Origin of the sequence: Vibrio sp. B7 (assembly GCF_963888765.1) — a bacterium.
In the GTDB taxonomy this organism is placed as follows: domain Bacteria; phylum Pseudomonadota; class Gammaproteobacteria; order Enterobacterales; family Vibrionaceae; genus Vibrio; species Vibrio anguillarum.
Genome location: NZ_CAWPKR010000006.1, coordinates 1 through 26,988, shown reverse-complemented (window position 1 = coordinate 26,988; position 26,988 = coordinate 1). Strand labels below are relative to the sequence as shown.

At 45.1% G+C, this 26,988-nt stretch carries 21 protein-coding genes and 5 tRNA genes; 6 read left to right on the top strand and 20 right to left on the bottom strand.

Going from position 1 to position 26,988, the window contains the following annotated elements:
- The first annotated feature begins 79 nt into the window (after positions 1 to 79).
- Both gpmM and AACV32_RS03480 read left to right on the top strand, forming a co-directional pair.
- Entirely contained in the window at positions 80 to 1,612 is a 1,533-nt protein-coding gene (gpmM, locus tag AACV32_RS03485; protein ID WP_013857941.1) for a 2,3-bisphosphoglycerate-independent phosphoglycerate mutase, read from the top strand.
- Between the two features lie 221 nt (positions 1,613 to 1,833).
- Positions 1,834 to 2,919: a murein hydrolase activator EnvC family protein gene (locus AACV32_RS03480; protein ID WP_373568413.1), complete on the top strand. Its 1,086-nt coding sequence runs from the start codon at positions 1,834 to 1,836 to the stop codon at positions 2,917 to 2,919.
- 37 nt (positions 2,920 to 2,956) lie between these two features.
- On the opposite strand, the gene AACV32_RS03475 is transcribed toward AACV32_RS03480, so the two are convergent.
- The 4 genes from AACV32_RS03475 to nudC form a co-directional block, all read right to left on the bottom strand.
- On the bottom strand, positions 2,957 to 3,919 hold the full coding sequence (locus AACV32_RS03475) for a hypothetical protein (protein ID WP_017049034.1): 963 nt from the start codon (positions 3,917 to 3,919) through the stop codon (positions 2,957 to 2,959).
- A gap of 89 nt (positions 3,920 to 4,008) precedes the next feature.
- On the bottom strand, positions 4,009 to 4,647 hold the full coding sequence (locus AACV32_RS03470; RefSeq protein ID WP_013857945.1) for a TetR/AcrR family transcriptional regulator: 639 nt from the start codon (positions 4,645 to 4,647) through the stop codon (positions 4,009 to 4,011).
- A gap of 101 nt (positions 4,648 to 4,748) precedes the next feature.
- On the bottom strand, positions 4,749 to 5,816 hold the full coding sequence (hemE, locus tag AACV32_RS03465; protein ID WP_026028385.1) for a uroporphyrinogen decarboxylase: 1,068 nt from the start codon (positions 5,814 to 5,816) through the stop codon (positions 4,749 to 4,751).
- Between the two features lie 249 nt (positions 5,817 to 6,065).
- Entirely contained in the window at positions 6,066 to 6,851 is a 786-nt protein-coding gene (nudC, locus tag AACV32_RS03460; RefSeq protein ID WP_170889804.1) for an NAD(+) diphosphatase, read from the bottom strand.
- 180 nt (positions 6,852 to 7,031) lie between these two features.
- Here nudC and AACV32_RS03455 point away from each other — a divergent pair, with 180 nt between their 5' ends.
- The gene (locus AACV32_RS03455) at positions 7,032 to 7,526 is read left to right on the top strand and encodes an Rsd/AlgQ family anti-sigma factor (RefSeq protein WP_013857948.1); all 495 of its coding nucleotides are present in this window, start codon (positions 7,032 to 7,034) and stop codon (positions 7,524 to 7,526) included.
- A 90-nt stretch (positions 7,527 to 7,616) separates the two neighbouring features.
- On the opposite strand, the gene rpoC is transcribed toward AACV32_RS03455, so the two are convergent.
- From rpoC to AACV32_RS03390, 13 genes are all read right to left on the bottom strand, one after another.
- Complete coding sequence (gene rpoC / locus AACV32_RS03450) at positions 7,617 to 11,819, bottom strand: DNA-directed RNA polymerase subunit beta' (RefSeq protein ID WP_013857949.1); 4,203 nt, start codon at positions 11,817 to 11,819, stop codon at positions 7,617 to 7,619.
- 79 nt (positions 11,820 to 11,898) lie between these two features.
- Positions 11,899 to 15,927: a DNA-directed RNA polymerase subunit beta gene (gene rpoB, locus AACV32_RS03445; RefSeq protein WP_010318961.1), complete on the bottom strand. Its 4,029-nt coding sequence runs from the start codon at positions 15,925 to 15,927 to the stop codon at positions 11,899 to 11,901.
- A gap of 252 nt (positions 15,928 to 16,179) precedes the next feature.
- Positions 16,180 to 16,545 (bottom strand): 50S ribosomal protein L7/L12, encoded by a 366-nt coding sequence (rplL, locus tag AACV32_RS03440; protein ID WP_010318962.1) that lies wholly within the window; start codon positions 16,543 to 16,545, stop codon positions 16,180 to 16,182.
- A gap of 60 nt (positions 16,546 to 16,605) precedes the next feature.
- Positions 16,606 to 17,094: a 50S ribosomal protein L10 gene (rplJ, locus tag AACV32_RS03435; RefSeq protein WP_026027617.1), complete on the bottom strand. Its 489-nt coding sequence runs from the start codon at positions 17,092 to 17,094 to the stop codon at positions 16,606 to 16,608.
- A gap of 288 nt (positions 17,095 to 17,382) precedes the next feature.
- Complete coding sequence (gene rplA / locus AACV32_RS03430; protein ID WP_013857952.1) at positions 17,383 to 18,084, bottom strand: 50S ribosomal protein L1; 702 nt, start codon at positions 18,082 to 18,084, stop codon at positions 17,383 to 17,385.
- Between the two features lie 4 nt (positions 18,085 to 18,088).
- Entirely contained in the window at positions 18,089 to 18,517 is a 429-nt protein-coding gene (rplK, locus tag AACV32_RS03425; RefSeq protein WP_010318965.1) for a 50S ribosomal protein L11, read from the bottom strand.
- A gap of 133 nt (positions 18,518 to 18,650) precedes the next feature.
- Complete coding sequence (gene nusG, locus AACV32_RS03420; RefSeq protein WP_013857954.1) at positions 18,651 to 19,199, bottom strand: transcription termination/antitermination protein NusG; 549 nt, start codon at positions 19,197 to 19,199, stop codon at positions 18,651 to 18,653.
- A 12-nt stretch (positions 19,200 to 19,211) separates the two neighbouring features.
- On the bottom strand, positions 19,212 to 19,592 hold the full coding sequence (gene secE / locus AACV32_RS03415) for a preprotein translocase subunit SecE (protein ID WP_026027616.1): 381 nt from the start codon (positions 19,590 to 19,592) through the stop codon (positions 19,212 to 19,214).
- 253 nt (positions 19,593 to 19,845) lie between these two features.
- Entirely contained in the window at positions 19,846 to 21,030 is a 1,185-nt protein-coding gene (tuf, locus tag AACV32_RS03410) for an elongation factor Tu (protein WP_017049162.1), read from the bottom strand.
- Positions 21,031 to 21,131: 101 nt separating this feature from the next.
- Positions 21,132 to 21,207 (bottom strand) — tRNA-Thr (locus tag AACV32_RS03405).
- Between the two features lie 10 nt (positions 21,208 to 21,217).
- Positions 21,218 to 21,292, bottom strand: a tRNA-Gly gene (locus tag AACV32_RS03400).
- A gap of 34 nt (positions 21,293 to 21,326) precedes the next feature.
- Positions 21,327 to 21,411: transfer RNA gene (locus AACV32_RS03395), tRNA-Tyr, on the bottom strand.
- Between the two features lie 30 nt (positions 21,412 to 21,441).
- Positions 21,442 to 21,517, bottom strand: a tRNA-Thr gene (locus tag AACV32_RS03390).
- A gap of 208 nt (positions 21,518 to 21,725) precedes the next feature.
- Between AACV32_RS03390 and coaA the strand changes: the two genes are divergently transcribed.
- On the top strand, positions 21,726 to 22,649 hold the full coding sequence (gene coaA, locus AACV32_RS03385) for a type I pantothenate kinase (RefSeq protein ID WP_010318972.1): 924 nt from the start codon (positions 21,726 to 21,728) through the stop codon (positions 22,647 to 22,649).
- Positions 22,650 to 22,662: 13 nt separating this feature from the next.
- On the opposite strand, the gene birA is transcribed toward coaA, so the two are convergent.
- Together birA and murB are read right to left on the bottom strand one after the other, a co-directional pair.
- On the bottom strand, positions 22,663 to 23,625 hold the full coding sequence (birA, locus tag AACV32_RS03380) for a bifunctional biotin--[acetyl-CoA-carboxylase] ligase/biotin operon repressor BirA (protein WP_170895736.1): 963 nt from the start codon (positions 23,623 to 23,625) through the stop codon (positions 22,663 to 22,665).
- Positions 23,622 to 24,668, bottom strand: coding sequence for a UDP-N-acetylmuramate dehydrogenase (murB, locus tag AACV32_RS03375; protein WP_088731509.1), 1,047 nt, complete (start codon positions 24,666 to 24,668; stop codon positions 23,622 to 23,624). The genes birA and murB overlap by 4 nt, the downstream gene beginning before the upstream one ends.
- An 8-nt stretch (positions 24,669 to 24,676) precedes the next feature.
- Here murB and AACV32_RS03370 point away from each other — a divergent pair, with 8 nt between their 5' ends.
- Together AACV32_RS03370 and pssA are read left to right on the top strand one after the other, a co-directional pair.
- Positions 24,677 to 25,159, top strand: coding sequence for a GNAT family N-acetyltransferase (locus AACV32_RS03370; protein WP_013857960.1), 483 nt, complete (start codon positions 24,677 to 24,679; stop codon positions 25,157 to 25,159).
- Between the two features lie 98 nt (positions 25,160 to 25,257).
- Positions 25,258 to 26,598: a CDP-diacylglycerol--serine O-phosphatidyltransferase gene (gene pssA / locus AACV32_RS03365; RefSeq protein ID WP_017042786.1), complete on the top strand. Its 1,341-nt coding sequence runs from the start codon at positions 25,258 to 25,260 to the stop codon at positions 26,596 to 26,598.
- Between the two features lie 273 nt (positions 26,599 to 26,871).
- Here the strand turns inward: pssA and AACV32_RS03360 are convergent.
- Positions 26,872 to 26,948 (bottom strand) — tRNA-Asp (locus AACV32_RS03360).
- Between the last annotated feature and the right edge of the window lie 40 nt (positions 26,949 to 26,988).

Genomic DNA, 26,988 nt, shown 5'->3' with positions numbered 1-26,988 from the left:
CTACTGCAATCGCTTCAAAGTGTAGTAAAATTACGCTAATTTCTGTTTAAGTTACTTTGAATTTGACGAGGTCATAACTATGTCAGCTAAGAAGCCAATGGCTTTAGTAATTCTTGACGGTTGGGGTTACCGTGAAGATAACGCACACAACGCAATCAGCAATGCACATACTCCAGTCATGGATAGCTTAATTGCAAACAACCCAAACACTCTGATTTCTGCTTCTGGTATGGATGTAGGTTTACCGGATGGTCAAATGGGTAACTCAGAAGTCGGTCACACCAATATCGGTGCTGGTCGTATTGTTTACCAAGACCTGACACGCATTACTAAATCAATTCTTGATGGTGAATTCCAACAAAACGAAGTGTTAGTCAACGCGATGGATAAAGCCATCAAAGCGGGCAAAGCGGTTCACCTATTGGGGCTAATGTCGCCAGGTGGTGTTCACTCGCATGAAGATCATATCTACGCTGCCGTTGAAATGGCTGCTGCCCGTGGCGCTGAGAAAATCTACCTCCACTGCTTCCTTGATGGCCGTGATACGCCACCACGCAGTGCCGAAGCCTCATTGCAACGCTTCCAAGACCTATTTTCTAAATTAGGTAAAGGTCGTATCGCCTCACTGATTGGTCGTTACTACGCCATGGATCGCGATAACAACTGGGAACGCGTACAAAAAGCTTACGACCTATTGGTTGAAGCCAAAGCAGAATTTACTTTTGATTCCGCCGTAGCAGGCCTTGAAGCCGCTTACGCACGTGAAGAAAATGATGAATTTGTTAAAGCGACAGAAATCAAAGCTGAAGGCCAAGACTCTGCTGCGATTGAAGATGGCGATGCCGTGATTTTCATGAACTACCGCGCCGACCGTGCACGTGAAATTACTCGCGCTTTCATACCAGATTTCAACGGGTTTGAACGTGCGAAGTTCCCAGCAATTGACTTTGTGATGCTAACCCAATACGCCGCCGACATTCCTCTGCTGTGCGCATTTCCACCAGCATCACTAGAAAACACCTACGGTGAGTGGCTATCAAAGGCGGGCAAAACTCAGTTGCGCATCTCTGAAACAGAAAAATACGCGCACGTCACCTTCTTCTTTAACGGTGGTGTTGAGAACGAATTCCCAGGCGAAGAGCGCCAATTGGTTGCTTCACCTAAAGTGGCAACTTACGATCTGCAACCGGAAATGAGCGCGCCTGAACTGACTGAAAAACTCGTTGCGGCAATCAAATCGGGTAAATACGATGCGATTATCTGTAACTACCCGAACGGCGATATGGTTGGTCATACTGGTATTTACGAAGCGGCCGTGAAAGCATGCGAAGCGCTTGATGAGTGTATCGGAAAAGTGGTTGAAGCGATTAAAGAAGTCGATGGCCAGCTACTGATCACAGCAGACCACGGCAATGCAGAAATGATGGTGAACCCAGAAACAGGGGGCATTCATACTGCTCATACCAATCTGCCAGTGCCGCTTATCTACGTCGGTAGCAAAGATCTTAAGCTAAAAGATGGTGGTAAGCTTTCTGACCTAGCACCAACGATGCTTGCTCTATCGAACATGGACATCCCGGCAGAAATGTCTGGTCAAGTGTTGTTTAAATAACTCACCAACCACGTGATGTTGAGCCTCGATAAATATCGAGGCTTTTTTTCGCCCAAGAACTCGATTTGATTGCAAGTTTTGACATAGGGCTTTCGCCTCGCGGATGGCTTTGAGTATACTGACTCACTAATTTGTCGATAGAGACTTGAAAACGGATGAGAAACAAGCCTTCACCACACCTAATTACTATAACGACTTGGTGGCATGCACTTAGCCTAGTGATGGTGTTAGGGCTAGCTTACCTCTCCAGCTCACCGTTAATGGCTGCCACACAACAAGAGCTAAAAGGGGTGAAAGGCGAAATTTCTCGTCAGCAGCAAGCGTTAAATAATCGACAAAAAGAGCTCGATTCGTTGCAAAATGCGCTTAAAAAGCAAGAAGTGGGTATTTCAAGTCTAGAAAGTCAGATCAAAAACACCAAATCAGAATTAGTAGTGGCCAACGCTAATATCGCTAAACTCAAGCAAAAAATCACAGCCTTAGAAACACAACAAACACAACAAACCGCCAAATTAGCTCAACTGATCAAAACCTATTACGCCACTCAGCGAGCGACGGCCTCATCTAACATACTCAATAATGGCGTGGAAGAAGATCGCATCAGCCAGTATTACCAACACTTGGCGAAGGCGCGCAGCCAAACCATCCAACAGCTTGAACTTACGCAAAAAGAACTCAATGAAAGTGAAAAACAGCTGCGACTTGAACGAGACCAAATCGCCTATCTATTAGAACAGCAGACCCAAAAGCGCGCTACATTGGCAAAAACGCAGTCAGAACGACGCAGTACAGTGGGTAAAATTCAAAAAAGCATTTCCGGTGATAAAGTCTACTTAGCTGAATTGCAACGCAATGAAACGCGATTACAAGCGGAAATCGCCAAAGCAGCAAAACGTAACGCTGTGCTAATGGATGGGTTAGCGCCGCAAAAAGGCAAGCTACCTTGGCCAGTCAAAGGCAAAATCCTGCATGCTTTTGGTACACGTCAAAGTGGACAAATTGATTGGAAAGGTCTAGTCATTGACGCCAATTATGGTCAAAACGTCAAAGCGGTTTATTCTGGCACGGTCGTGTTTGCTGAATATCTACGTGGTTATGGGCTGGTAGTTTTGCTCGATCATGGCAAAGGCGATATGACCTTATACGGCTTTAACCAAAGTTTGCTCAAAAAAGAGGGCGATAAGGTCACCGCCGGTGAAACCATTGCTTTAGCGGGAGACACTGGCGGTCAATCTCAGCCAGCGCTCTATTTCGAAATTCGTCGCAACAGCAAAGCCGAAGACCCAACACGCTGGCTCAGTCGCTAGCAAAACACATTCATCACCCAGTTAATCCGGGCGAGCGTTAGTGTGATGAATAGTACGCTTCTACTTGAGTAATGAATTGGGTCAATTGTCTTTTATCCAACGAATTAATACCCGCCGCTGCTTCTCGCCCGCCTCCGGTTGCAAAGGCGCTGCATAACCTATCCGCTCCCTGTTTATTGGCTAATGGAGCACGTAGCGAAACGGTATAACCACCAGATGAATTTACCGTTAAAACCATATGTGCCGCGGCGGGTGCTTGATTGGCTAGCCAATTACTAAACACACCACTCACTCGCTGTGATGATGCACAATCTGGCAGCTCGTACACGCTCAAACAGGCACTTTTATAGATAGGCTCTAACGACTGAGCGAGCTGCATATCTTGCTCATAAGCGTGCTGCAAATGATAAAAAGGGGAGTTGTCATCCTTCATTAAATCAAACGGTGAAGGATAAACTAGCAAGGCTTGGTACAAATCAGCGGGGTGATAATGAAGCTGCTCTATCGTCTCTCCATAACCGTTATAGTTAATCAAGGTGCCTAAGTTTTTTAGTTGTTCGGCTTGAGTGGTAGTTAGCCCCGCGTTGCGCGCTAAAGTATCCGCTTTAGCAATCAAATTATCGCCATAAGCTGCCACAATCGCCCACTCATGGAACGGACCACCTAACCACTGATCAATAATTAATGCCGTACAAGTATTAGGGTCCAAATCAATATGGGCGTCAAGCAGCGGAGTCTCGGGAACTGAGCCTGCATAGTGATGATCGGCATAAAACACCGTCACCCCCGCCGCAAGAGCCTGCTGTAAAGGTTGCTGATTCTTCTCCATCGAAATATCTAACACGGTCAGACTATCTCGGGATTGAAGATTAAGACGCTGGAGCAATTTGATATCACGCTTAACCCCAGTAACTAGGGTCGTCGTGCGAGGGTAAGCAAGCCGCAGCTGAAGAAGAGAGATGATGCCATCAGCATCACCGTTAAAAACGTCATAGTGCATATCAACACCACCCTTAGAGATGTATAGCTAAGAAGCTAACAGCTTCAAAGGATTAAGAACAATACTCAAAGGTTATAACTAAGCACAGATTATGATGCGTGCATCGCCCGCACACCTTCCTCTAATAATAGAAGCTGTTCAAGACCTTGTTCCGTTGCTTTGGGTTTAACGACTGCGATCATCTGTAGCATGCCTTGATGAATCACTTGCTCGGTGATCTGCGTTTTGGAAAACATCGCTGACTGATAACTCAACCAACACGAGGCCGTCATATGGAGAGTGGTCACTAAAGATTGCATATCTTCTTTTCCGACAGACAGCAATTTCAGCTCAACAAAAGCGTGCATAATATTAATGAGATTAGTTTGCAGCTTTTCTTGTACTTGAATGTACTCACCATGTAGTACTTCATCACGCTGCAGGATTTCCGGTAAATTGGCATAGAAAAAACGGTATTTCCACATCAAAGTGAAGATCGAATCAAGATAATGCTTTAACAGAGTTAAGCTTTCGCGCTGTGCCGCAATCGGCTGAAAACGTTCGAGTAACTCTGCTGAATAGAGAGCAAAAATATCACGAACAATTTCTTGTTTATTACGAAAGTGATAATACAAATTACCTGGGCTGATTTCGATATGTGCTGCGATATGGTTAGTGGTCACCGTTCTTTCACCATGTTCATTAAACAGCGCTAATGCAGCATAAACGATCTTATCTTTGGTCTTCATCTTGTCTTATTACCTCTTTACCTCTGTGAACCTGCTCCTATCAAATAACAGGATGAGAGTGAGAAACGGTGCATTATCGGCGATAAGGCACCGCAAACCTATTATTGATGGTACGGTTTAGACAAGGCGTGCACCGCATCAACAAATATGCCCGCATTTTCCGGTGGCACATCTAAATGGATACCGTGTCCGAGGTTAAAGACATGGCCCGTTCCACCATGACCGAACCCTTCAAGAATGGTCGCCACTTCTTGGCGAATACGATCATGCGGAGCATAAAGCATAGATGGGTCCATATTACCTTGCAGCGCCACCTTGTCACCGATACGCGCTTTGGCGTCGGCAATATTGATGGTCCAATCAAGCCCTACAGCATCACAACCCGTTGCTGCAATCTGCTCCAGCCACATGCCACCGTTTTTGGTAAACAGAGTGATGGGTACGCGGCGACCTTCATTTTCACGAATTAAACCATCCACAATTTTGTGCATATACTGTAGTGAAAAGAGGTTGTAGTCGCGCGGCGTCAGTACTCCGCCCCAAGTATCAAAAATCATAACAGACTGAGCACCCGCTTTGATTTGTGCGTTAAGGTATTCAATAACACTGTCTGCCAGTTTATCGAGCAAGGCGTGCAGCACGCTAGGATCGGCGTACATCATTTTTTTGATCTTAGTGAAGGCTTTTGAGCTGCCACCTTCCACCATATAAGTCGCGAGTGTCCATGGGCTGCCTGAAAAACCGATCAATGGAACTTCACCTTGTAGATCTTTGCGGATCTGGCGTACGGCATTCATCACATATTGCAGTTCGCCTTCCGGATCCGGTAAGCCAATTTTATCGACATCGGCTTTACAAGTGATCGGGCGTTCAAACTTTGGCCCTTCTCCCGCTTCAAAATACAAACCCAATCCCATGGCGTCAGGAATGGTTAAAATATCAGAAAATAAAATAGCGGCATCTAATGGAAAGCGACGTAATGGCTGTAATGTCACTTCAGAAGCTAGCTCAGCATTTTTACACAGCGCCATAAAATCGCCTGCTTCGGCACGCGTTGCGCGATACTCTGGCAGGTAACGTCCTGCTTGGCGCATCATCCATACAGGGGTGCAATCGACAGGTTGTTTTAACAGTGCACGCAAGTAGCGATCATTTTTTAATTCAGTCATTCCGTCTTCCAATTTAAAGCTTGTTATTTTTTGTGGCGTTATTCTAGCACTGAATAAGCGCCAAAAACGGTGTGCTTTGCAAGCGAGATCATGTTATTAACTTTTAAATCAATGGTTAATTTGCAAGCAACCTTTAACGGTGTTAAAAATTTGTTCGCTAGCGAAAACTATAATTATAAACTGAGTACTCTGTACTCGGCATCTCATAACGACATCTTACTTACCCCCTCCTTCACCGGAGGGTTTTTTTTAGCAATGCGGCAGTGAATCTTTCTCGATTTCGCTTAACGTGTGCTCTATTAATGCTCTGGCTATCGTCCCTTCGGGCGCAACAGGAGGCAAAGCACTTGCTAAAAACCATTGCGCATCACTCAATTCACTATAGTCGGGTTTTATCGTGCCAGAGTCATATTCCGCCACAAAGCCCATCATCATACTCGATGGAAATGCCCAAGGCTGGCTACCAAAATAGTGAATATTTTTCACATGAATCCCCGTTTCTTCAAGCACTTCACGTGCCACGCACTGCTCTAACGTCTCCCCGACCTCTAAAAAACCAGCAATAACGGTATACATGCCGTTACGATGCCTTGGGTGCTGGGCCAATAAAATTTTATCCTGATTTCGTACCGCGACAATAATGCAAGGAAAGATACGCGGATAATGTAACGTTCGACACTCAGAACATTGCATCGCCAATTGGTTATGGTTTAGGTAATTTCGCCCACCACATTGTGGACAAAAACGTAACGTTTGGCTCATGTGACCATATTGAAGCGCTTTGCTGATCGCCAAAAACAGTTCTGGTTTGAGATGCAACAATTCGCGTAATGAAGTCATTTCTCGCTCGCCATCAAGATCGGCATCATTAACCCACATCACTGGATAACCATCACAACTATCTACCACCACCGCTTTTTCTAAAGGCAGGGAATATTCGCCCGCAGATCCTAGCGGTAACTCACCATTTATGGTCCAGATCTCACTTCCGGAAACTACACACCAATAAGCGATTTTTGTATCACTATTTTTCAACATGTTGCGACCTCTCTTCTTGCAGTTACCCCATTTTACTGGCAATCTAAATTCATACCAGAATTTGTAACGTTCCAAATTTAGTTCTATAAATTCTAGTAAGGACAATGAGTTGTATCTACGAAGTGCAACCCTACGCAAAGGAAACGGTCACCAGCTTTGTGACCCGATCATGAGGGCATGGTCATGCTAAAAAAACTAAAACGCACACAAGAGCAATGGGGCGGTTACAGTGACGTTATTGATCACTGGTTAAACACGCGACAAACCTTAATTGTAGAGTATTGCAAATTAGCCGCGCTGCAACCTTGCACCGCCAAAACGAATGTTAACGGGCTTCCCTCGCCAGAAGAGCTGCAACGTTTTTGCCAGCAACTGGTCGATTATATTTCCGAAGGTCACTTCAAAATCTACGATATGGTGATGGATAGGTGGCGTGCAACCGGCTTTGAAGCCACCGATGAAATTAATCAGACTTATGGAAAAATTATTGTTACTACGGAGCCGTTACTCAATTTTACAGATAAATACGCGGCAGTGAGTGATGAGGATGATCTCGAAAACTTTGACAACGACCTTTCGCTAATTGGTGAAATTATTGAGGTGCGTTTTGGAGTGGAAGATAGTTTGATTCAACTTATCGCGGACAGCTTGGCTATCCCTCCTGGTGCTTAATATTGAATATTTTGCTGTAATCATTCGCGTAGATTAATTAAGCGCAACAAAAAAGGCACCCGAAGGTGCCTTTTTTAATCAGCGCTGAGATTACTCTTCAGAAGAGAAACCTGCGTTTAGCAGTGCCGCTAGGTTATCTGTCGCTTGTTCAGCAGACGGGCCTTTTAGCTGTGCCGCACGTTTAGCTTGACGTTCTTGGTGGTAAGCGAAACCTGTACCCGCTGGGATCAGACGACCAACGATTACGTTTTCTTTCAGACCGCGAAGATCATCACGTTTACCAGAAACAGCCGCTTCTGTTAGTACGCGAGTTGTCTCTTGGAACGATGCCGCAGAGATGAACGATTCAGTCGCTAGAGATGCTTTAGTAATACCTAGTAGCTCACGCTCGAAACGAGCAGGCTGTTTGCCTTCGGCTTCTAGGTTACGGTTTGCAACTTTCACTTGTGAGTATTCAACTTGCTCACCCGCTAGGAACTCAGAGTCGCCAGCATGAGTAATCGTACACTTACGTAGCATTTGACGAACGATAGTTTCAATGTGCTTATCGTTAATCTTAACGCCTTGCAGACGGTAAACTTCTTGAACTTCGTTAGCGATGTAAGACGTTACAGCATGGATACCACGTAAACGTAGGATATCGTGCGGAGTCTCAGGACCATCAGCAATAACGTCACCACGTTCGATCTTTTCACCTTCAAACACGTTAAGTTGACGATGCTTAGGAATCATTTCTTCATAAGTTTCGTCACCCTCACGAGTGATGATTAGACGACGTTTACCTTTGGTTTCTTTACCAAAGCTCACAGTACCTGTGTGCTCAGCAAGAATCGCAGGCTCTTTTGGTCGACGAGCTTCAAACAAGTCAGCTACGCGAGGTAGACCACCCGTGATGTCTCGGTTACCGCCAGATTTTTGTGGAATACGCGCTAATGTGTCACCAATACCAACTTCAGCACCATCTTCGATGTTAACGATCGCTTTACCCGGTAAGAAGTATTGAGCTGGCATATCAGTACCAGGGATCATGACATCTTTACCTTTCGCATCAACAAGTTTGATAGCTGGACGCATATCTTTACCTGCTGCTGGACGAGCGGCAGCTTCGGTTACTTCGCTTGAAGATAGACCCGTTAGGTCATCTGTTTGGCGAGAAACCGTTACACCATCAATCATATCAACGAATTGGATGCGACCAGCCACTTCAGTGATGATTGGCATGGTGTGCGCTTCCCAGTTAGCCACTGTTTGACCAGCTTCAACCGCGTCGTTATCACCTTTACTCAACACAGAGCCGTAAGGCAGTTTGTGTTTTTCTTTCGTGCGACCAAATTCGTCAATGATAGTCAGCTCTGATGCACGAGATGTGATAACCAGCTTCTTATCTTTGTTGATAACGAACTTAGCGTTGTGAAGTTTCACAGAACCTTTGTTCTTCGCTTGGATGCTGTTCTCTGCCGCAGCAGTAGAAGCCGCACCACCGATGTGGAACGTACGCATCGTTAACTGTGTACCCGGCTCACCGATAGATTGAGCAGCAATAACACCGACTGCCTCACCTTGGTTCACTAGGTGACCACGAGCAAGGTCACGACCGTAACATAGCGCACAACAGCCGAAGTCCGCATCACAGGTTACCACTGAACGTACTTTCATATTATCGACAGAGTTCTCATCGATAATCTGACACCACTTCTCATCAATCAGAGTATTACGTGGAATAAGTACTTCTTCAGTGCCTGGCTTCATCACATCCTCAGCCACAACACGACCAAGAGCCAGTTCAGTTAAAGAAACTTTAACATCACCACCCTCGATATGAGGCATCATGTCGACACCTTCTTGAGTGCCACAGTCATGCTCTGTCACCACAACGTCTTGTGCAACGTCTACTAAACGACGAGTCAGGTAACCTGAGTTCGCTGTTTTAAGTGCAGTATCGGCTAGACCCTTACGTGCACCGTGGGTAGAGATAAAGTACTGTAGTACGTTCAGGCCTTCTTTAAAGTTTGCTGTGATAGGCGTTTCGATGATTGAACCATCTGGACGCGCCATCAGACCACGCATACCTGCAAGCTGACGAATCTGAGCAGCAGAACCACGAGCACCCGAGTCAGCCATCATATAGATGCTGTTAAACGATTCTTGTTGTTCTTCTACGCCATCACGGTTGATCACAGTTTCAGAAGATAGGTTATCCATCATCGCTTTCGCAACACGGTCGTTGGTAGACGCCCAGATATCGATAACTTTGTTGTAACGCTCACCCGCCGTAACAAGACCTGATTGGAACTGTTCTTGGATTTCGCGTACTTCTTCTTCAGCTTCAGCAATTTCAGTGTATTTTGCTGCTGGTACAACCATGTCGTCGATACCAACTGACACGCCTGACAGTGCTGCATAAGCAAAACCGGTGTACATGATTTGGTCAGCAAATACGACCGTATCTTTCAAACCAAGCTTACGATACGCTTCGTTTAATAGATTTGAGATCTGTTTCTTACCAAGCTTCTGGTTCACGATGCTGTATGGCAGGCCTTTAGGCACGATTTGCCATAGCATGGCACGACCGACAGTCGTATCGACCATCTTAGTCTCAGTTGTGCTGTAACCATCTTCATCAACAACGGTTTCAGTGATACGTACTTTAACGCGTGCGTGTAGCGCCGCTGTCTTAGTACGGTATGCCTTCTCAGCCTCTTTAGGGCCAGCCAGGTACATACCTTCACCTTGCGCGTTGATTTTTTCGCGAGTCATGTAGTACAGACCCAAGACCACGTCCTGTGAAGGTACGATGATAGGGTCGCCCGATGCTGGCGACAGAATGTTGTTCGTCGACATCATCAGTGTACGAGCTTCAAGCTGTGCTTCTAAAGTTAGAGGCACGTGAACCGCCATTTGGTCACCATCGAAGTCCGCGTTATACGCCGCACACACAAGTGGGTGCAGTTGAATCGCTTTACCTTCAATCAGTACAGGTTCGAACGCTTGAATACCAAGACGGTGCAGTGTTGGTGCACGGTTTAGTAGTACTGGGTGTTCACGAATCACTTCGTCTAGGATATCCCAAACAACCGCTTCTTCACGCTCAACCATTTTCTTAGCTGCTTTGATCGTCGTGGCCATGCCGCGAGTTTCTAACTTGCTGTAGATAAATGGTTTAAATAGCTCAAGTGCCATCTTCTTAGGAAGACCACACTGGTGCAGACGTAAATATGGACCTACTGTGATTACAGAACGGCCTGAGTAGTCTACACGTTTACCAAGTAAGTTCTGACGGAAACGACCTTGTTTACCCTTGATCATATCAGCAAGAGATTTCAGAGGACGCTTGTTAGAACCTGTGATCGCACGACCGCGACGACCGTTATCAAGTAGCGCATCAACAGACTCTTGCAGCATACGCTTTTCGTTGCGTACGATGATGTCCGGAGCTGCTAGCTCTAGAAGGCGCTTCAAACGGTTGTTACGGTTGATCACACGGCGGTACAAATCGTTCAGATCAGATGTCGCAAAACGACCGCCATCTAGTGGTACTAGAGGACGTAGATCTGGCGGAAGTACCGGAAGCACAGTCAGGATCATCCACTCAGGGTTATTACCTGAGCTGATAAACGCTTCAACAAGCTTCAGACGCTTAGTCAGTTTTTTGCGTTTAGTTTCAGAGTTAGTGGTTTGTAACTCCTCACGCATCATCTCTGTTTCAGCGACAAGATCCATTGAACCCAATAGGTCTTTGATCGCTTCTGCGCCCATCTTCGCCGTGAACTCATCGCCCCACTCTTCTAGACGGTCAAGATACTCTTCTTCAGTAAGCATCTGACTCTTTTCTAGATCCGTCATACCCGGCTCTGTTACTACATACATTTCGAAGTAAAGAACACGTTCGATATCACGCAGAGGGATATCCATTAGCAGACCGATACGAGACGGTAGCGATTTTAGGAACCAGATGTGAGCAACCGGTGATGCAAGCTCGATGTGGCCCATACGGTCACGACGAACTTTAGTTTGTGTAACTTCAACGCCACATTTTTCACAGATCACGCCACGGTGTTTCAGACGCTTATATTTACCACAAAGACATTCGTAGTCTTTGACTGGACCAAAAATACGCGCACAGAACAGACCATCACGTTCAGGCTTGAACGTACGATAGTTGATCGTTTCAGGTTTTTTAACTTCACCAAAAGACCATGAACGAATCATGTCAGGTGAAGATAGACCGATTTTGATTGCATCAAATTCTTCGGTCTTATGCTGTGCTTTTAGAAAGTTTAATAAGTCTTTCACAATCAGCTCCTGTAAGGAGTTAAAAGGCGCTCGGCGAGCGCCTTTCTACCAGGATAATCCAGAGGGTTTACCGCCAAGATTACTCTTCGTCTTCTAGCTCGATGTTGATACCTAGCGAGCGGATCTCTTTCAGCAATACGTTGAAAGACTCTGGCATGCCAGGTTCCATGCTATGGTTACCATCAACGATGTTCTTATACATCTTCGTACGACCGTTAACGTCATCTGACTTAACAGTAAGCATTTCTTGTAGTGTATATGCAGCACCGTATGCTTCTAGTGCCCACACTTCCATCTCACCGAAACGCTGACCACCGAACTGAGCTTTACCACCAAGTGGTTGCTGAGTTACTAGGCTGTACGAACCTGTTGAACGAGCGTGCATCTTGTCATCAACAAGGTGGTTCAGTTTGAGCATGTACATGTAACCGACAGTTACAGGACGCTCGAATGCATCACCAGTACGACCATCAAACAGTGTTAGCTGACCAGAAGTTGGTAGGTCGGCTAGGCTTAATAGTTCTTTGATTGATGCTTCTGATGCACCATCAAATACTGGAGTTGCAATCGGTAAACCACCACGAAGGTTGTTCACAAGAGTACGAACATCACCATCAGACAGAGCAGCAATATCTACTTTCTGACGCGTATCGCCAAGATCATAAACCTTCTGTAAGAACTCACGCTGCTTAGACAGCTCTTGTTGTTCTTTAACCATTTGGTTGATCTTGTCACCAATACCTTTCGCAGCCAGACCTAAGTGAACTTCAAGGATCTGACCGATGTTCATACGTGACGGTACACCTAGTGGGTTTAATACGATATCAACCGGCTGACCGTTTTCATCGTAAGGCATGTCTTCAACAGGGTTGATCTTAGAGATTACACCCTTGTTACCGTGACGACCTGCCATCTTATCACCAGGCTGGATACGACGTTTCACCGCTAGGTAAACTTTGACAATCTTCAGAACGCCAGGCGCTAGATCATCACCTTGAGTGATTTTGCGACGTTTCGCTTCGAACTTCTTATCGAAGTCAGCTTTTAGCTCATCCCACTGCTCAGCAAGCTGTTCAAGTTGAGATTGTAGCTCGTCGTTTTCTAGTGTTTGTTCTAGCCATTTCTTACGATCGATCGCATCAAGCTTCGCTTCAGAATAGCCACCATTGATCAGTACAGCTTTCACACGCGCTAGTAGACCACCTTCAAGAATTTGGAACTCTTCAGTAAGGTCTTTCTTCGCTTCTTTTAGCTGCATGTGTTCAATTTCAAGCGCACGCTTGTCTTTCTCTACGCCATCGCGAGTGAAAACTTGAACATCGATAATGGTACCTGAAACAGAGTTTGGTACACGCAGTGACGTATCTTTAACATCAGAGGCTTTTTCACCGAAGATTGCACGTAGTAGCTTCTCTTCTGGAGTTAGCTGAGTTTCGCCTTTCGGCGTTACTTTACCAACTAGGATGTCACCACCCTTAACTTCAGCACCAATGTAAACGATACCTGACTCGTCTAGTTTAGACAGAGCCGATTCACCTACGTTTGGAATATCTGCTGTGATCTCTTCAGAGCCCAGCTTAGTATCACGAGCCACACAAGAAAGTTCTTGGATGTGGATAGTCGTGAAACGGTCTTCTTGAACGACGCGCTCAGATACTAAGATCGAGTCTTCGAAGTTATAACCATTCCAAGGCATGAATGCGATACGCATGTTTTGGCCAAGCGCTAGCTCACCAAGGTCTGTTGAAGGACCATCAGCAAGGACATCACCGCGAGCTACAGGTTCACCTGGCATCACAGTAGGACGTTGGTTAATACATGTGTTTTGGTTCGAACGTGTGTATTTAGTTAGGTTGTAGATGTCGATACCCGCTTCACCAGATACAAGTTCATCTTCATTAACTTTAACTACGATACGAGACGCATCAACTGACTGCACCATACCGCCACGTTTGGCAACAGCAGTTACACCAGAGTCAACCGCTACATTACGTTCGATACCAGTACCAACCAACGGCTTCTCAGCGCGTAACGTTGGAACCGCTTGACGTTGCATGTTCGCACCCATCAATGCACGGTTCGCATCATCGTGTTCTAGGAACGGGATAAGCGAAGCGGCGATTGATACGACCTGGTTAGTCGCAACGTCCATGTAGTCAACATGTTCACGAGGGTGAAGACCAGATTCACCTTTTTGACGAGCTGTGATCAGCTCATCTGCAAACGTACCTTCTTCAGTCAGAATGGCGTTTGCCTGCGCGATAACAAATTGACCTTCTTGGATAGCTGACAAGTAATCAACTTCATCAGTCACCACACCATCAACAACACGACGGTACGGAGTTTCTAGGAAACCGTATTCGTTACAACGTGCAAATGCTGACAATGAGTTAATCAGACCGATGTTCGGACCTTCTGGCGTTTCGATCGGACATAGACGACCGTAGTGAGTTACGTGTACGTCACGTACCTCAAAGCCAGCACGCTCACGAGTTAGACCGCCAGGACCCAATGCAGAAATACGACGTTTGTGCGTCACTTCTGAAAGTGGGTTGTTCTGGTCCATAAACTGAGAAAGCTGTGAAGAACCGAAGAATTCTTTAACGGCCGCAGAGATAGGCTTCGCATTGATCAAATCTTGAGGCATGATCGCATCAAGATCGCCAAGGCTTAAGCGCTCTTTCACTGCACGTTCAACACGCACAAGACCTACGCGGAATTGGTTTTCAGCCATTTCACCAACAGAGCGAATACGACGGTTGCCAAGGTGGTCGATATCGTCCACTTCGCCAATGCCGTTACGAATGGCGATCAACTTCTTCATCACTTCGATAATGTCAGTTTCGTCAAGCGTACCAAGCTCGCCGGCATCTTCACGCTCAATTGAGCTGTTGAACTTCATACGGCCTACTGTTGATAGGTCATAGCGTTCTTCTGAGAAGAATAGGCTTTCAAACAGCGATTCGGCTGCTTCTTTTGTTGGTGGCTCGCCAGGGCGCATCATGCGGTAGATTTCTACTAGTGCAGAAATACGATCAACCGTACTGTCGATGCGGAGCGTCTCAGACACAAATGGACCATGATCAAGATCGTTCGTAAATAGAACTTCAAGTTTCTTATAGCCCGCTTGTGAAAGATTCGCTAATGCTTCCAAGCTAATTTCTTGGTTTGCGCTAACGATGACTTCACCAGTTGCTTCATTGACATAATCTTTAGAAGCGACTTTACCAACGATGTACTCAACGGGTACTTCGATAAAATCAACGTTATCTTTTTCTAGTTGACGAATATGACGAGCCGTTACACGACGACCTTTTTCGACATAAACGGTACCATTTGCTTCAATATCAAATGACGCTGTTTCGCCACGCAGGCGCTCAGGTACCAACTCCATAAGAAGAGTTTGGTCTTTGACTTCAAACTTCACTTTTTCGAAGAACAGATCCAAGATCTCTTCTGTCGATTTACCAAGTGCACGAAGAATGATCGATGCAGGCAGTTTACGACGACGGTCAATACGCACGTATAGGTTATCTTTTGGATCAAACTCAAAATCTAACCATGAACCACGGTAAGGGATAATACGTGCGTTATAAAGAACTTTACCTGATGAGTGAGTTTTACCCTTATCGCTGTCGAAGAATACGCCTGGGCTTCGGTGCAGCTGGGATACGATAACCCTCTCAGTACCATTAATTACGAAGGTACCATTGTCTGTCATGAGTGGAATTTCACCCATGTAGACTTCTTGTTCTTTAATATCTTTTACAGTACCTGCTGGCGCGTCTTTATCAAAGATCACTAGGCGTAGTTTTACGCGTAGTGGCTTAGAATAAGTTACACCACGAATTTGACATTCTTTAACGTCAAAAACTGGCTCACCAAGACGATAGCTAACGTATTGCAGCTCAGAATTGCCGTTATAGCTCTGAATAGGAAATACAGAACGAAAAGCAGCCTCAAGACCGTATTGTCCTTCAGGATCCTGTTCGATAAACTTGTCGAACGAATCGAGCTGGATCGATAGCAGGTATGGAATGTCCAACACTTGTGGACGAGTACCAAAGTCCTTACGGATGCGCTTTTTCTCGGTATAAGAGTAAACCATGGGGTTCCTCAGCTCGCTGATAAGTGACCCAAACTGCCCACCAATTATTCAAAAATAAAGGGTCATAGGACAGTGACTAACAGCTGTTTACTGTAGTAACACAACATCACTCAAAAATGATAGTTTGTGTGCTTTTGCACGAGTATAAGCGTCTAAACAGCGGGAAAATTCACCCATACCCTACAGCGCAAAAAGGCCGGTGGTCAATAAACCACCAGCCATTAGCCTTGCGGCTAAGAAATTAAGTAATAATTACTTAACTTCAACAGTCGCACCAGCTTCTTCTAGCTCTTTCTTAAGTGCGTCAGCTTCTGCTTGAGAAACTGCTTCTTTAATTGCAGCTGGAGCGCCGTCAACTAGAGCTTTAGCTTCTTTAAGACCTAGGCCAGTTGCGCCACGTACTGCTTTGATTACAGATACTTTGTTTGCGCCAGCAGCAGTTAGGATTACGTCGAATTCAGTTTGCTCTTCAACAGCTGCTGCTGCTGGGCCGCCTGCAACTACTGCAGCTGCAGCAGAAACACCGAACTTCTCTTCCATAGCAGAGATAAGTTCAACAACTTGCATTACAGACATTTCTGCAACTGCATCTAGGATTTGCTCGTTAGTAATAGACATAACAATTCTCTTTTAAGTCAACAATAAGTTTATTTAGCAAACAATAAAAAGCAATGCGAATTACGCAGCTTCTTTTTGATCGCGGACAGCAGCGATAGTACGTACCAACTTGCCAGCAGAAGCTTCTTTCATGCACATCATTAGGCGTGCGATTGCTTCGTCGTAAGTTGGTAGTGTCGCTAGTAGTTCAGCGTCAGTTAATGCGCCTTCAAATGCAGCTGCTTTGATTTCAAAGTGCTTGTTCTCTCTTGCGAAGTCTTTAAAAAGACGCGCTGCAGCACCTGGATGCTCGTTAGAGAATGCGATCAAAGTAGGACCTACGAATACGTCTTGTAGACATTCGTAAGCTGTGCCTTCCACTGCGCGACGTGCTAGAGTATTACGAACAACTCTCATGTAAACACCCGCTTCACGAGCTTGTTTACGTAGAGAAGTCATCGCGCCTACTTGAACGCCACGAGAGTCAGCAACAACTGCAGAAAGTGCACCACTGGCCGCTTCGTTGACTTCAGCAACAATTGCTTGTTTGTCTTGAAGGTTTAAAGCCATCTTGGATTTACTCCTGGTTGTCGTTACACCACTCACTATTATCACAACAGTGAGAGTTATTTCGGTGCAGTCCCAGAAGAAAGTTTATCTATTCAAAAAATAAATTATGCTTTCTGTCAGTTCGGGCACCATCTACGTAGGTACGATTAAGTCATTTATCAAACAGACAAATAACGCCTACGGTCTTGGACGGAGACTGGGTCATAGTTCTAAGAACTAAAATCAGCCCCAACCACAAATATTAGGCGCAGAATTATACATAAATTCCACACCTAATCAAATGTATTATTACGCTTGAGCGTTTAGCGTGTTCTGATCAACAGCAACACCAGCACCCATCGTAGTAGAAATGCTTACTTTCTTCAGGTAAGTACCCTTAGCAGAAGAAGGTTTCGCTTTCTTAAGTGCAACTAGAAGAGCTTCTAAGTTCTCTTGAAGTTGGTTAGTTTCGAAAGAAACTTTACCGATAGTTGTGTGGATGATGCCGTTTTTGTCGTTACGGTAACGAACCTGACCTGCTTTAGCGTTCTTAACCGCTTCAGCAACGTTAGGAGTTACAGTACCAACTTTAGGGTTTGGCATTAGACCGCGAGGACCAAGAATGGTACCTAGTTGACCTACAACGCGCATTGCATCTGGAGAAGCAACAACAACGTCAAAGTTCATTTCGCCTTTCTTCACTAGCTCAGCTAGATCTTCCATACCCACTAAATCTGCACCAGCAGCTTTAGCCGCTTCAGCGTTTGCACCTTGAGTGAACACTGCAACACGTACTTCACGACCAGTACCGTGTGGCAGAACAGTTGCACCACGTACGTTTTGGTCAGATTTACGAGCATCAATGCCAAGGTTCACAGCAACGTCTACAGACTCAACGAATTTAGCCGTTGCAAGTTCTTTAAGAAGAGCTACAGCTTCGTTGATTTCGTATTCTTTAGTTGCGTCAACTTTCTCACGGATAGTGCGCATACGCTTAGTTAGTTTTGCCATGATATTAACCCTCTACCACTAAGCCCATTGAACGAGCAGTACCCGCAATAGAACGTTTCATCGCTTCAATGTCAGCACCAGTCATATCAGCCGCTTTCGCTTCTGCAATTTCTTGGATTTGAGCATCAGTAACCGTGCCCACTTTTTCAGTGTTTGGACGGCCTGAACCAGACTTGATGCCTGCAGCTTTCTTCAGAAGAACAGCCGCTGGAGCAGTCTTAGTTACGAACGTGAAAGAACGGTCGCTGTATACAGTGATAACAACTGGAGTAGGCAAGCCTTTCTCCATTGATTCTGTTCTTGCGTTGAACGCTTTACAGAATTCCATGATGTTAACGCCACGTTGACCTAGTGCAGGACCAACTGGTGGACTTGGGTTCGCCATACCAGATGCAACTTGCAACTTGATATAAGCTTCAACTTTCTTAGCCATGATATTTCCTAAATGTGGGTACAAACGCCAATCAGCTGATCAGCTCCCCGGTTACTTTGTCATAAAGACGTGTAAATAAGGCGCGAAATTATAATCACATTTCACGCCCTTAACAACCCTAAAAGGTGTTTTTTTAATCAAGTTTATCGACTTGGCCAAACTCAAGTTCAACAGGAGTTGCACGACCAAAGATAGATACTGACACTTTAATGCGGCTCTTCTCGTAATCCACTTCTTCAACGGTGCCGTTGAAATCAGCAAATGGACCTTCATTAACACGAACCACTTCACCTGCTTCAAACATCGTCTTAGGACGCGGAGCTTCGCTCGCTTTCTCTAGACGATTAAGAATCGCATCGGCTTCTTTGTCAGTGATAGGTGCAGGACGATCGGAGGTTCCACCAATGAAACCCATTACACGAGGAACACTACGAACTAAGTGCCAGGACTCATCATTCATGAGCATCTGTACCAATACATAGCCTGGGAAGAACTTGCGCTCACTTTTACGGCGTTGACCTGCACGCATTTCAACAACTTCTTCGGTTGGAACAAGAACTTCACCGAAGAATTCTTCCATTGCGTGCATCTTGATATGCTCACGCAGCGATTGCGCTACGCGGCCTTCAAATCCAGAGAAGGCTTGAACTACATACCAGCGTTTTTTAGGAGCTTCACTCATGTATTAAACCCTCTATACCCCAGTCACGAAAGCGACAAGACGAACCATAATGCCGTCGATGCCCCAAAGTGCTAGAGCCATTACGATACTTACAGCTAAAACGATTAATGTTGTTTGCATGGTTTCTTGACGTGTCGGCCATACCACTTTGCGAACTTCCATACGAGATTCACGCGCAAACGCAATCGCCGCTTTTCCTTTTGTGGTTGTCGCAGCAACACCGAGTGCTGCAATAATCAACGCAACCACACCTGCAGCGCGAAGCACTACAGACATTTCACCATACAGGTAATTACCCACAACAGCGGCAGCTAACAGAGCAAAAGTGACAATCCACTTAAATGTGTCTGCTGCACTTGAGCTATCAGGAATTTCAGCATTGTTTGCTTTCATAAACCAACCTGTTACAAGTCTTAACATAGACGACAACAACCCCGCTGTTGCAGGGCAAATCCATAGCACAGGTAAAGCTACCTATACATACTCATCAAGATAGAAATGTCTCTATCTTAAATCCTTTGCACTGGCTTTATCGACCAACAAATCGACAACGGCCAAATTTAGTGCAGAAAAAGGGCATCAAATGATGCCCTTTTTGGTAGTCGTTAGTCAAACACTATTCGTATTTAAACGGCTAAATCAGCAATTAAGCGATAACTTTAGCAACAACACCAGCACCTACTGTACGACCGCCTTCACGGATCGCGAAACGTAGACCTTCATCCATCGCGATTGGAGCGATTAGCTCTACAACCATTTGGATGTTGTCACCTGGCATTACCATCTCTACGCCTTCTGGTAGAGAGATATCGCCTGTTACGTCCGTTGTACGGAAGTAGAACTGTGGACGGTAGCCTTTGAAGAACGGAGTATGACGGCCGCCTTCATCTTTAGACAATACATACACTTCTGACTCGAACTTAGTGTGTGGAGTGATTGAACCTGGTTTCGCTAGTACTTGACCACGTTCTACTTCATCACGCTTAGTACCACGTAGAAGTGCACCAACGTTCTCACCTGCACGGCCTTCGTCAAGCAGCTTACGGAACATCTCAACACCTGTACAAGTCGTTGTGATTGTGTCTTTGATACCAATGATGGCAACTTCGTCACCTACACGTAGGATACCGCGCTCGATACGGCCAGTTACTACTGTACCACGACCTTGGATTGAGAATACGTCTTCGATTGGTAGTAGGAATGCTTGGTCTACTGCACGCTCAGGCTCTGGAATGTAAGTGTCTAGCGCTTCAGCAAGTTCAATGATTTTCGCTTCCCACTGCTCTTCGCCGTTTAGTGCGCCTAGTGCAGAACCTTGGATAACTGGTAGGTCATCACCTGGGAAATCGTACTCAGATAGAAGCTCACGAACTTCCATTTCTACTAGCTCTAGAAGCTCTTCATCATCAACCATGTCACATTTGTTCATGAATACGATGATGTAAGGAATACCAACTTGGCGACCAAGTAGGATGTGCTCACGAGTTTGTGGCATTGGGCCATCTGTTGCAGCAACAACTAGGATACCGCCGTCCATTTGCGCAGCACCTGTGATCATGTTTTTAACATAGTCAGCGTGTCCTGGGCAGTCTACGTGTGCGTAGTGGCGTGCTGGTGTATCGTACTCTACGTGAGAAGTATTGATTGTAATACCGCGCTCGCGCTCTTCTGGAGCGTTATCGATAGATGCGAAGTCTTTCGCTTCACCACCGTACACTTTTGAAAGTGTAGTACAGATAGCAGCAGTTAGAGTTGTTTTACCGTGGTCAACGTGGCCGATAGTACCAACGTTTACGTGCGGTTTCGTACGTTCAAATTTTGCTTTAGACATGAGTTGTCCCTCTAGGTACGGATTTAGGTGGCTTTGATGACCACGCAACCAAAATTATTGGTAAGGAGTATATATCAAAAGGAGATAATTGCTTGGAGAGCTGGTGCTGATACCCAGAGTTGAACTGGGGACCTCACCCTTACCAAGGGTGCGCTCTACCGACTGAGCTATATCAGCACTCAAAAATTGGAGCGGGCAGCGGGAATCGAACCCGCATCATCAGCTTGGAAGGCTGAGGTAATAGCCATTATACGATGCCCGCACACGTAACTCTGAGAGCTATTTCCTTAAGAATATGGTGGAGGGGGACGGATTCGAACCATCGAAGGCGGAGCCGGCAGATTTACAGTCTGCTCCCTTTGGCCACTCGGGAACCCCTCCAAATTTTTTCTTCATTCTTTCGAAAAAGAATGGTGCCGACTACCGGAATCGAACTGGTGACCTACTGATTACAAGTCAGTTGCTCTACCTACTGAGCTAAGTCGGCATAAGTGGAGCGCATTCTATTGAATGATGCTCAGCCTTGCAAGCCTAAATATTAAAAAAAAACCAATTTTCCATAAATCTCGCCTGTTCGTTGCTTTTTCAAGCAAAATGCGTTTTCTCACTCAATTCTATCGTTTAAGGCATTTCCATTCTTTTCACCTTAATGTATGTTTCATCCTCTTCTTTTTTCTGTCATCGTTAGGTATTTTATGGGTCCTTATATCTCTTTTGATCGCAATCAATGGGCCGAGCTACGTAACTCTGTCCCGATGACTCTCTCTGAGGCTGACTTAAAAGAGCTACAAGGTATTAATGAAAACCTAACTATGAAAGAAACAGCTGAGATTTATCTGCCTTTGGCTCGCTTACTTAATTTATACGTGGCCGCCAGACAAAGCCGAAATGCGGTTTTGCATCAATTTCTCGGTAATACCGATATATCGCCTCCTTTTATCATTGGCATCGCAGGAAGTGTCGCCGTTGGGAAAAGTACTACGGCGCGTTTGTTAAAAGCGCTTCTTTCACGCTGGGAGAATCATCCCAAAGTTGAACTGATCACGACAGATGGGTTTCTTTTTCCCAACAAAATTCTTAATGAGAGAGGAATTATGGGGAAAAAGGGGTTTCCTGAATCTTATGATATGAAACGTCTGGTACAGTTTGTCTCGGATGTTAAAGCAGGAAAAAGAAATGTAAGCGCGCCTATCTATTCACATCTTACTTACGACATCACCACTGAAGAGAAAGTCGTCGATAGGCCAGATGTGTTGATCATTGAAGGATTGAACGTCTTGCAAAGCGGCATGGATTATCCACACGATCCACATCGAGTGTTTATATCTGATTTCTTAGATTTCTCACTGTATGTCGATGCGGACAGTCAACTTATTGAAAAGTGGTATGTTGAACGCTTTATGAAGTTTCGTCACAGCGCCTTTAAGGAGACGGGATCGTACTTTAGCCACTACACAAAACTGTCTGAGCTAGAGGCGAGAGAAAAAGCTGAGAGCATTTGGCACTCGATCAACGGTAAAAATCTGCAACATAATATTTTACCGACCAAAGAGCGCGCTCAGTTAGTTTTGCGTAAAGGCCTCAATCATACCGTGGAAGAGATACTACTAAGAAAATAGTTTGGTAAAGCGGTTACTCTGCCTTGCGTAACGATATTTCGCCACCAATGTAACTCTCCATTCCATTCTCTGTTTCTAGCAACACCGCTCCATATTCGTTGATCCCGTGCACCACACCATAGACCTCTTTGGGGCCCATAAGCAGTTTAACTTTTCGACCAATAAAGTTATCGAGTCGATTCCAGCGCGGTATAAAATCCTTCATCCCATAAAGCTCGTAATCACGTAGCACTTGGTCTAATGATTGAATAAAGACAATAGCGAGCAAGTTCCTGTCTATTTTCAGACCGTCGGCTACCTGCGACAAACTTGCCCATGGCTGGTCAATGGCTTGCTCATTTTCGGGCATGAAAATGTTCATTCCCATCCCAATCACTAAATGTGCCGCTGCGCCAGCCTGCCCTGTCATTTCTACTAAAATGCCCGCCAGCTTTCTATCCTGAAAATAGAGATCGTTCGGCCACTTAAGCTTTACACCGTCAAATCCGATGCTTGCTAGCGCTTCCACAATCGCGACCCCGACCACAAGGCTAAGCCCCATTGCGGCCGCCATCCCTGCGTCGAGTCGCCAGTACATGGAAACATAAAGATTGCTGCCAAAAGGCGATATCCACTGACGCCCACGCCGACCCCGTCCATTAGCCTGATACTCTGCTAAGCAAACGCTGCCCGAAGCCAGGTTATCTACACGTTCTAACAGGTATTGGTTGGTTGAATCGATAATGGGGAAAAGCTCGACAGGGTTACGCACGGCATTTTGGATCTGTGTCACATCAAGTAGATTCAGTGATTGAGCAAGCTGATAGCCTTTGCCTTGGACGCGGAAAATATCAATTCCCCACTCCTGAATCCCTTTAATATGCTTACTGACTGCAGCGCGAGAAATACCAAGTTCTGCTCCTAGCAACTCACCAGAACAAAACTCGCCACTGGCCAGATGACGAAGTAATGATAGTTTGACACTGTGCTCTTTCACTTTAATTCCTTAGCAAGATGCTCAAGGTTCGTTTCACCCATCGCATCTAAAAATCGGACTTCATGCTCTAAAGATATCGAAAATTTATCCTGAACTGCTATGCAAACTTTAATCGCTAGTTGAATAACATCAAAGGCTGTAGCGCTACCTTTATTTACCAACACTAAAGCTTGCTTCGGATGCACTTGAGCATCACCTAAGCTATACCCTTTGAGCCCACACTGATCAATCAACCACCCAGCCGCTACTTTTCTGCCTTCTTCCACGGGGTAAGAAACAAGATCGGGATAACTCTCAAGAAGAGCCTGCCAATGTTCTAAACTAATAATTGGATTTTTAAAGAAGCTTCCTGCGTTACCTAGCACCCGCGGATCGGGTAATTTGGCATTGCGAGTAGCGCATACCCGTTTATAAATATCAATAGCTTGGCAGGTGTGACTATCAAGTTCTTGCAAAGGTCCGTAATTCAGTACGGGTTGCCATTGCTTCAGTAACTTTAGTCCTACCGCTACAACGATCGCGTTACTGTGCAAAGCGTGCTTAAAAATAGAATCACGATAACCAAATAGACATTGTTTAGCGCTCAGGCGCTTGACGGTTAAGGAGTCTAAACAGAGATAATCAACGTAATCACACACATCTTGAAACTCTACACCATAAGCGCCAATATTTTGGATAGGAGCGGAACCTGCACAACCAGGTATCAAAGCCAAATTTTCAAGACCTGCAATATTTTGCTTCACTGCCCATTCAACAAGTGAAGGCCAATCCTCACCACCAGAAACATGCAAATAATGGTAATTATCATCCTGCGTGTGCTGTAACCCTTTCAGTTGGTTGCTTAAAACCATTCCTTGAAAATCACAAGTAAAAAGGACATTGCTACCTTTTCCTAACATCAACTTAGGCAAAGTCTGCCATTCTGCGCTCTGGTAAATTTCCACCAAATCTTGCACAGAGAAAACTTCAGCTAATAATTGACAAGATTGTTCTAGGCCAAAAGTGTGGTATTTTTTTAAGCTCGCATTGGGATGTAATTGCATGGCATTCTATGGATAAATTAAACTCACGCCATTCTACAACAGATAACTATTCGAAGCAGGAAGAAATGTGGCAACTACAATTTGACATACTCCCCCCGATAAAACTTCCTTTGATCAAGCGAATGTACAAAGAACATTACCCTTCAGCAAAAGCTAGGAAAGATGAATTGTGCGTTATAGGCACGCTCGATGGGCAGATATCTGCTGTTGTCAGATTTAAAAATATTGATGTATATCGATTACTGACTGGCATGCTTGTGCTGCCAGAAAACCAAAAAAAAGGGATTGGGTCGCAGTTGCTCAATTATTGCAGCGAGAATATTCTCAATAATCAGGATTATTGCTTCGCATACGCTCATCTTGAGCCCTTTTATGCTCGTCATGGTTTTCACTCCATAATGACAGAAGAACTACCAATAGCTCTTATGCAACGGTTTGAGCGCTATGTATCCAGTGGTAAAGATCTCATTCCTATGAGATACCTAGGCTAGTATGACGAGAATGCGCGGCTTTTCTAGCAATTGAACCGTTGAATTTGGTAATATCCCCAGTTCGCAATTTTGCAAATAAGTAAGGTAAATCATCCAATATGATTGCTCATAGAAACCCATTCGAGCGATTGCCGACCATCGCACAATCACCGGATCATTTTGAAGTTTTATTTTCGGCAAAAGAATTTAAAAATCATCTGATCCAGTCGATCCGTCAGGCAAGTAAACGAATCTATCTTGTAGCGCTGTATTTAGAAGATGACGAAGCAGGCAGAGAAGTTTTAACGGAGCTATATAATGCCAAGCAAAGAAACCCTGGCTTAGATATTGCGATTTGCGTTGATTGGCATAGAGCGCAACGTGGATTAATTGGTGCGGCCGCTTCGGAAGGCAATGCTTCAATGTATCAAGAGTTCTCTCAGAACCACGAACACGCCATTCCCGTATACGGCATCCCCGTGCGAGGCCGCGAAGTTTTTGGTGTTTTACATCTCAAAGGTTTTATTGTCGACGACCAGGTGATCTATAGCGGAGCAAGCCTTAATAACGTTTATTTGCATCACAAAGAGCGCTATCGATTCGACCGCTATCACACCATCGACAACCAATCTCTTGCCGATAGCATGGTACAATTTATTCAGCAAAAAATGATAAGTCATCCTGCTGTCAATGACTTATCAAACACATCGAAGCCAACGACGAAAGATATCAAAACTGACATTCGGCAATTTAGAGCCTCTCTAGCAACAGCAAACTATGAGTTTGAGTCACAGATCCCAACAGCCGATCAAGTGGCTTTGACGCCACTGGTAGGTATTGGAAAGCGTCGAAATAAACTCAACCACAATATTAACCAACTGATCGCTCATGCTAAAGATGAAGTCTTTATCTGCACTCCGTATTTCAATTTTCCAAAAAGTGTCGCTAAAGAAGTTAAGAAAGCATTGAAACGGGGTGTAAAAGTTCACATTGTCGTTGGCGATAAAACGGCAAACGATTTCTATATTTCCCCAGAGCAAACCTTCAAGACAATCGGCGGCTTACCTTATTTATATGAGCTTAATCTACGCCGTTTTGCCAAAGTAAATGAAGCCCATATTGCCAGTCGAAATCTTTCTATCCATCTCTGGAAACATGAAGAGAATAGCTTCCATCTAAAAGGCGTATGGGTGGATAAGCGCTACATGTTGATCACTGGTAATAACTTAAATCCAAGAGCATGGAAGCTCGATCTCGAAAATGCCATTCTCATCCAAGATCACTATCACCACTTAACACCTAAGTTTGAGCAAGAGATCGACAACATCCTTCGACACACTCAACTTATTTGTACCTACAAACAACTAGAGAAGATAGAAAACTACCCTGATGCGGTACAAAAACTACTACGCAAAGTAACGCGAGTTAAGGCCGATAGAGTGCTCAAACAGATTCTGTAAAGCACAACACTGACGATTAGCCGACACCACGTGTCGGCTTTTTTATATGCCTACACGTTGTTTTCATATGGCTATAGATTGAGATAGTAGCGCCTTTCATGCAGCTACTCTGTTCGATGAACATAAGCCAAAAGAATTTCAGCGCTCAAGAGGACATCAAGGAATAAGCACAGGGAATCTAGTTGCAATAGAGAGAGCTTAAAACGACTTAAGCATCTCATTGAAACTCAAACGAAAGAAGCCCTGCTATTACTAGCCGGGCTTCTTAATAAGTGGCGGAGCGGACGGGACTCGAACCCGCGACCCCCGGCGTGACAGGCCGGTATTCTAACCAACTGAACTACCGCTCCGCAGCGTGTCTGGTTAGACAATATTCAAAGCCTGGCGATG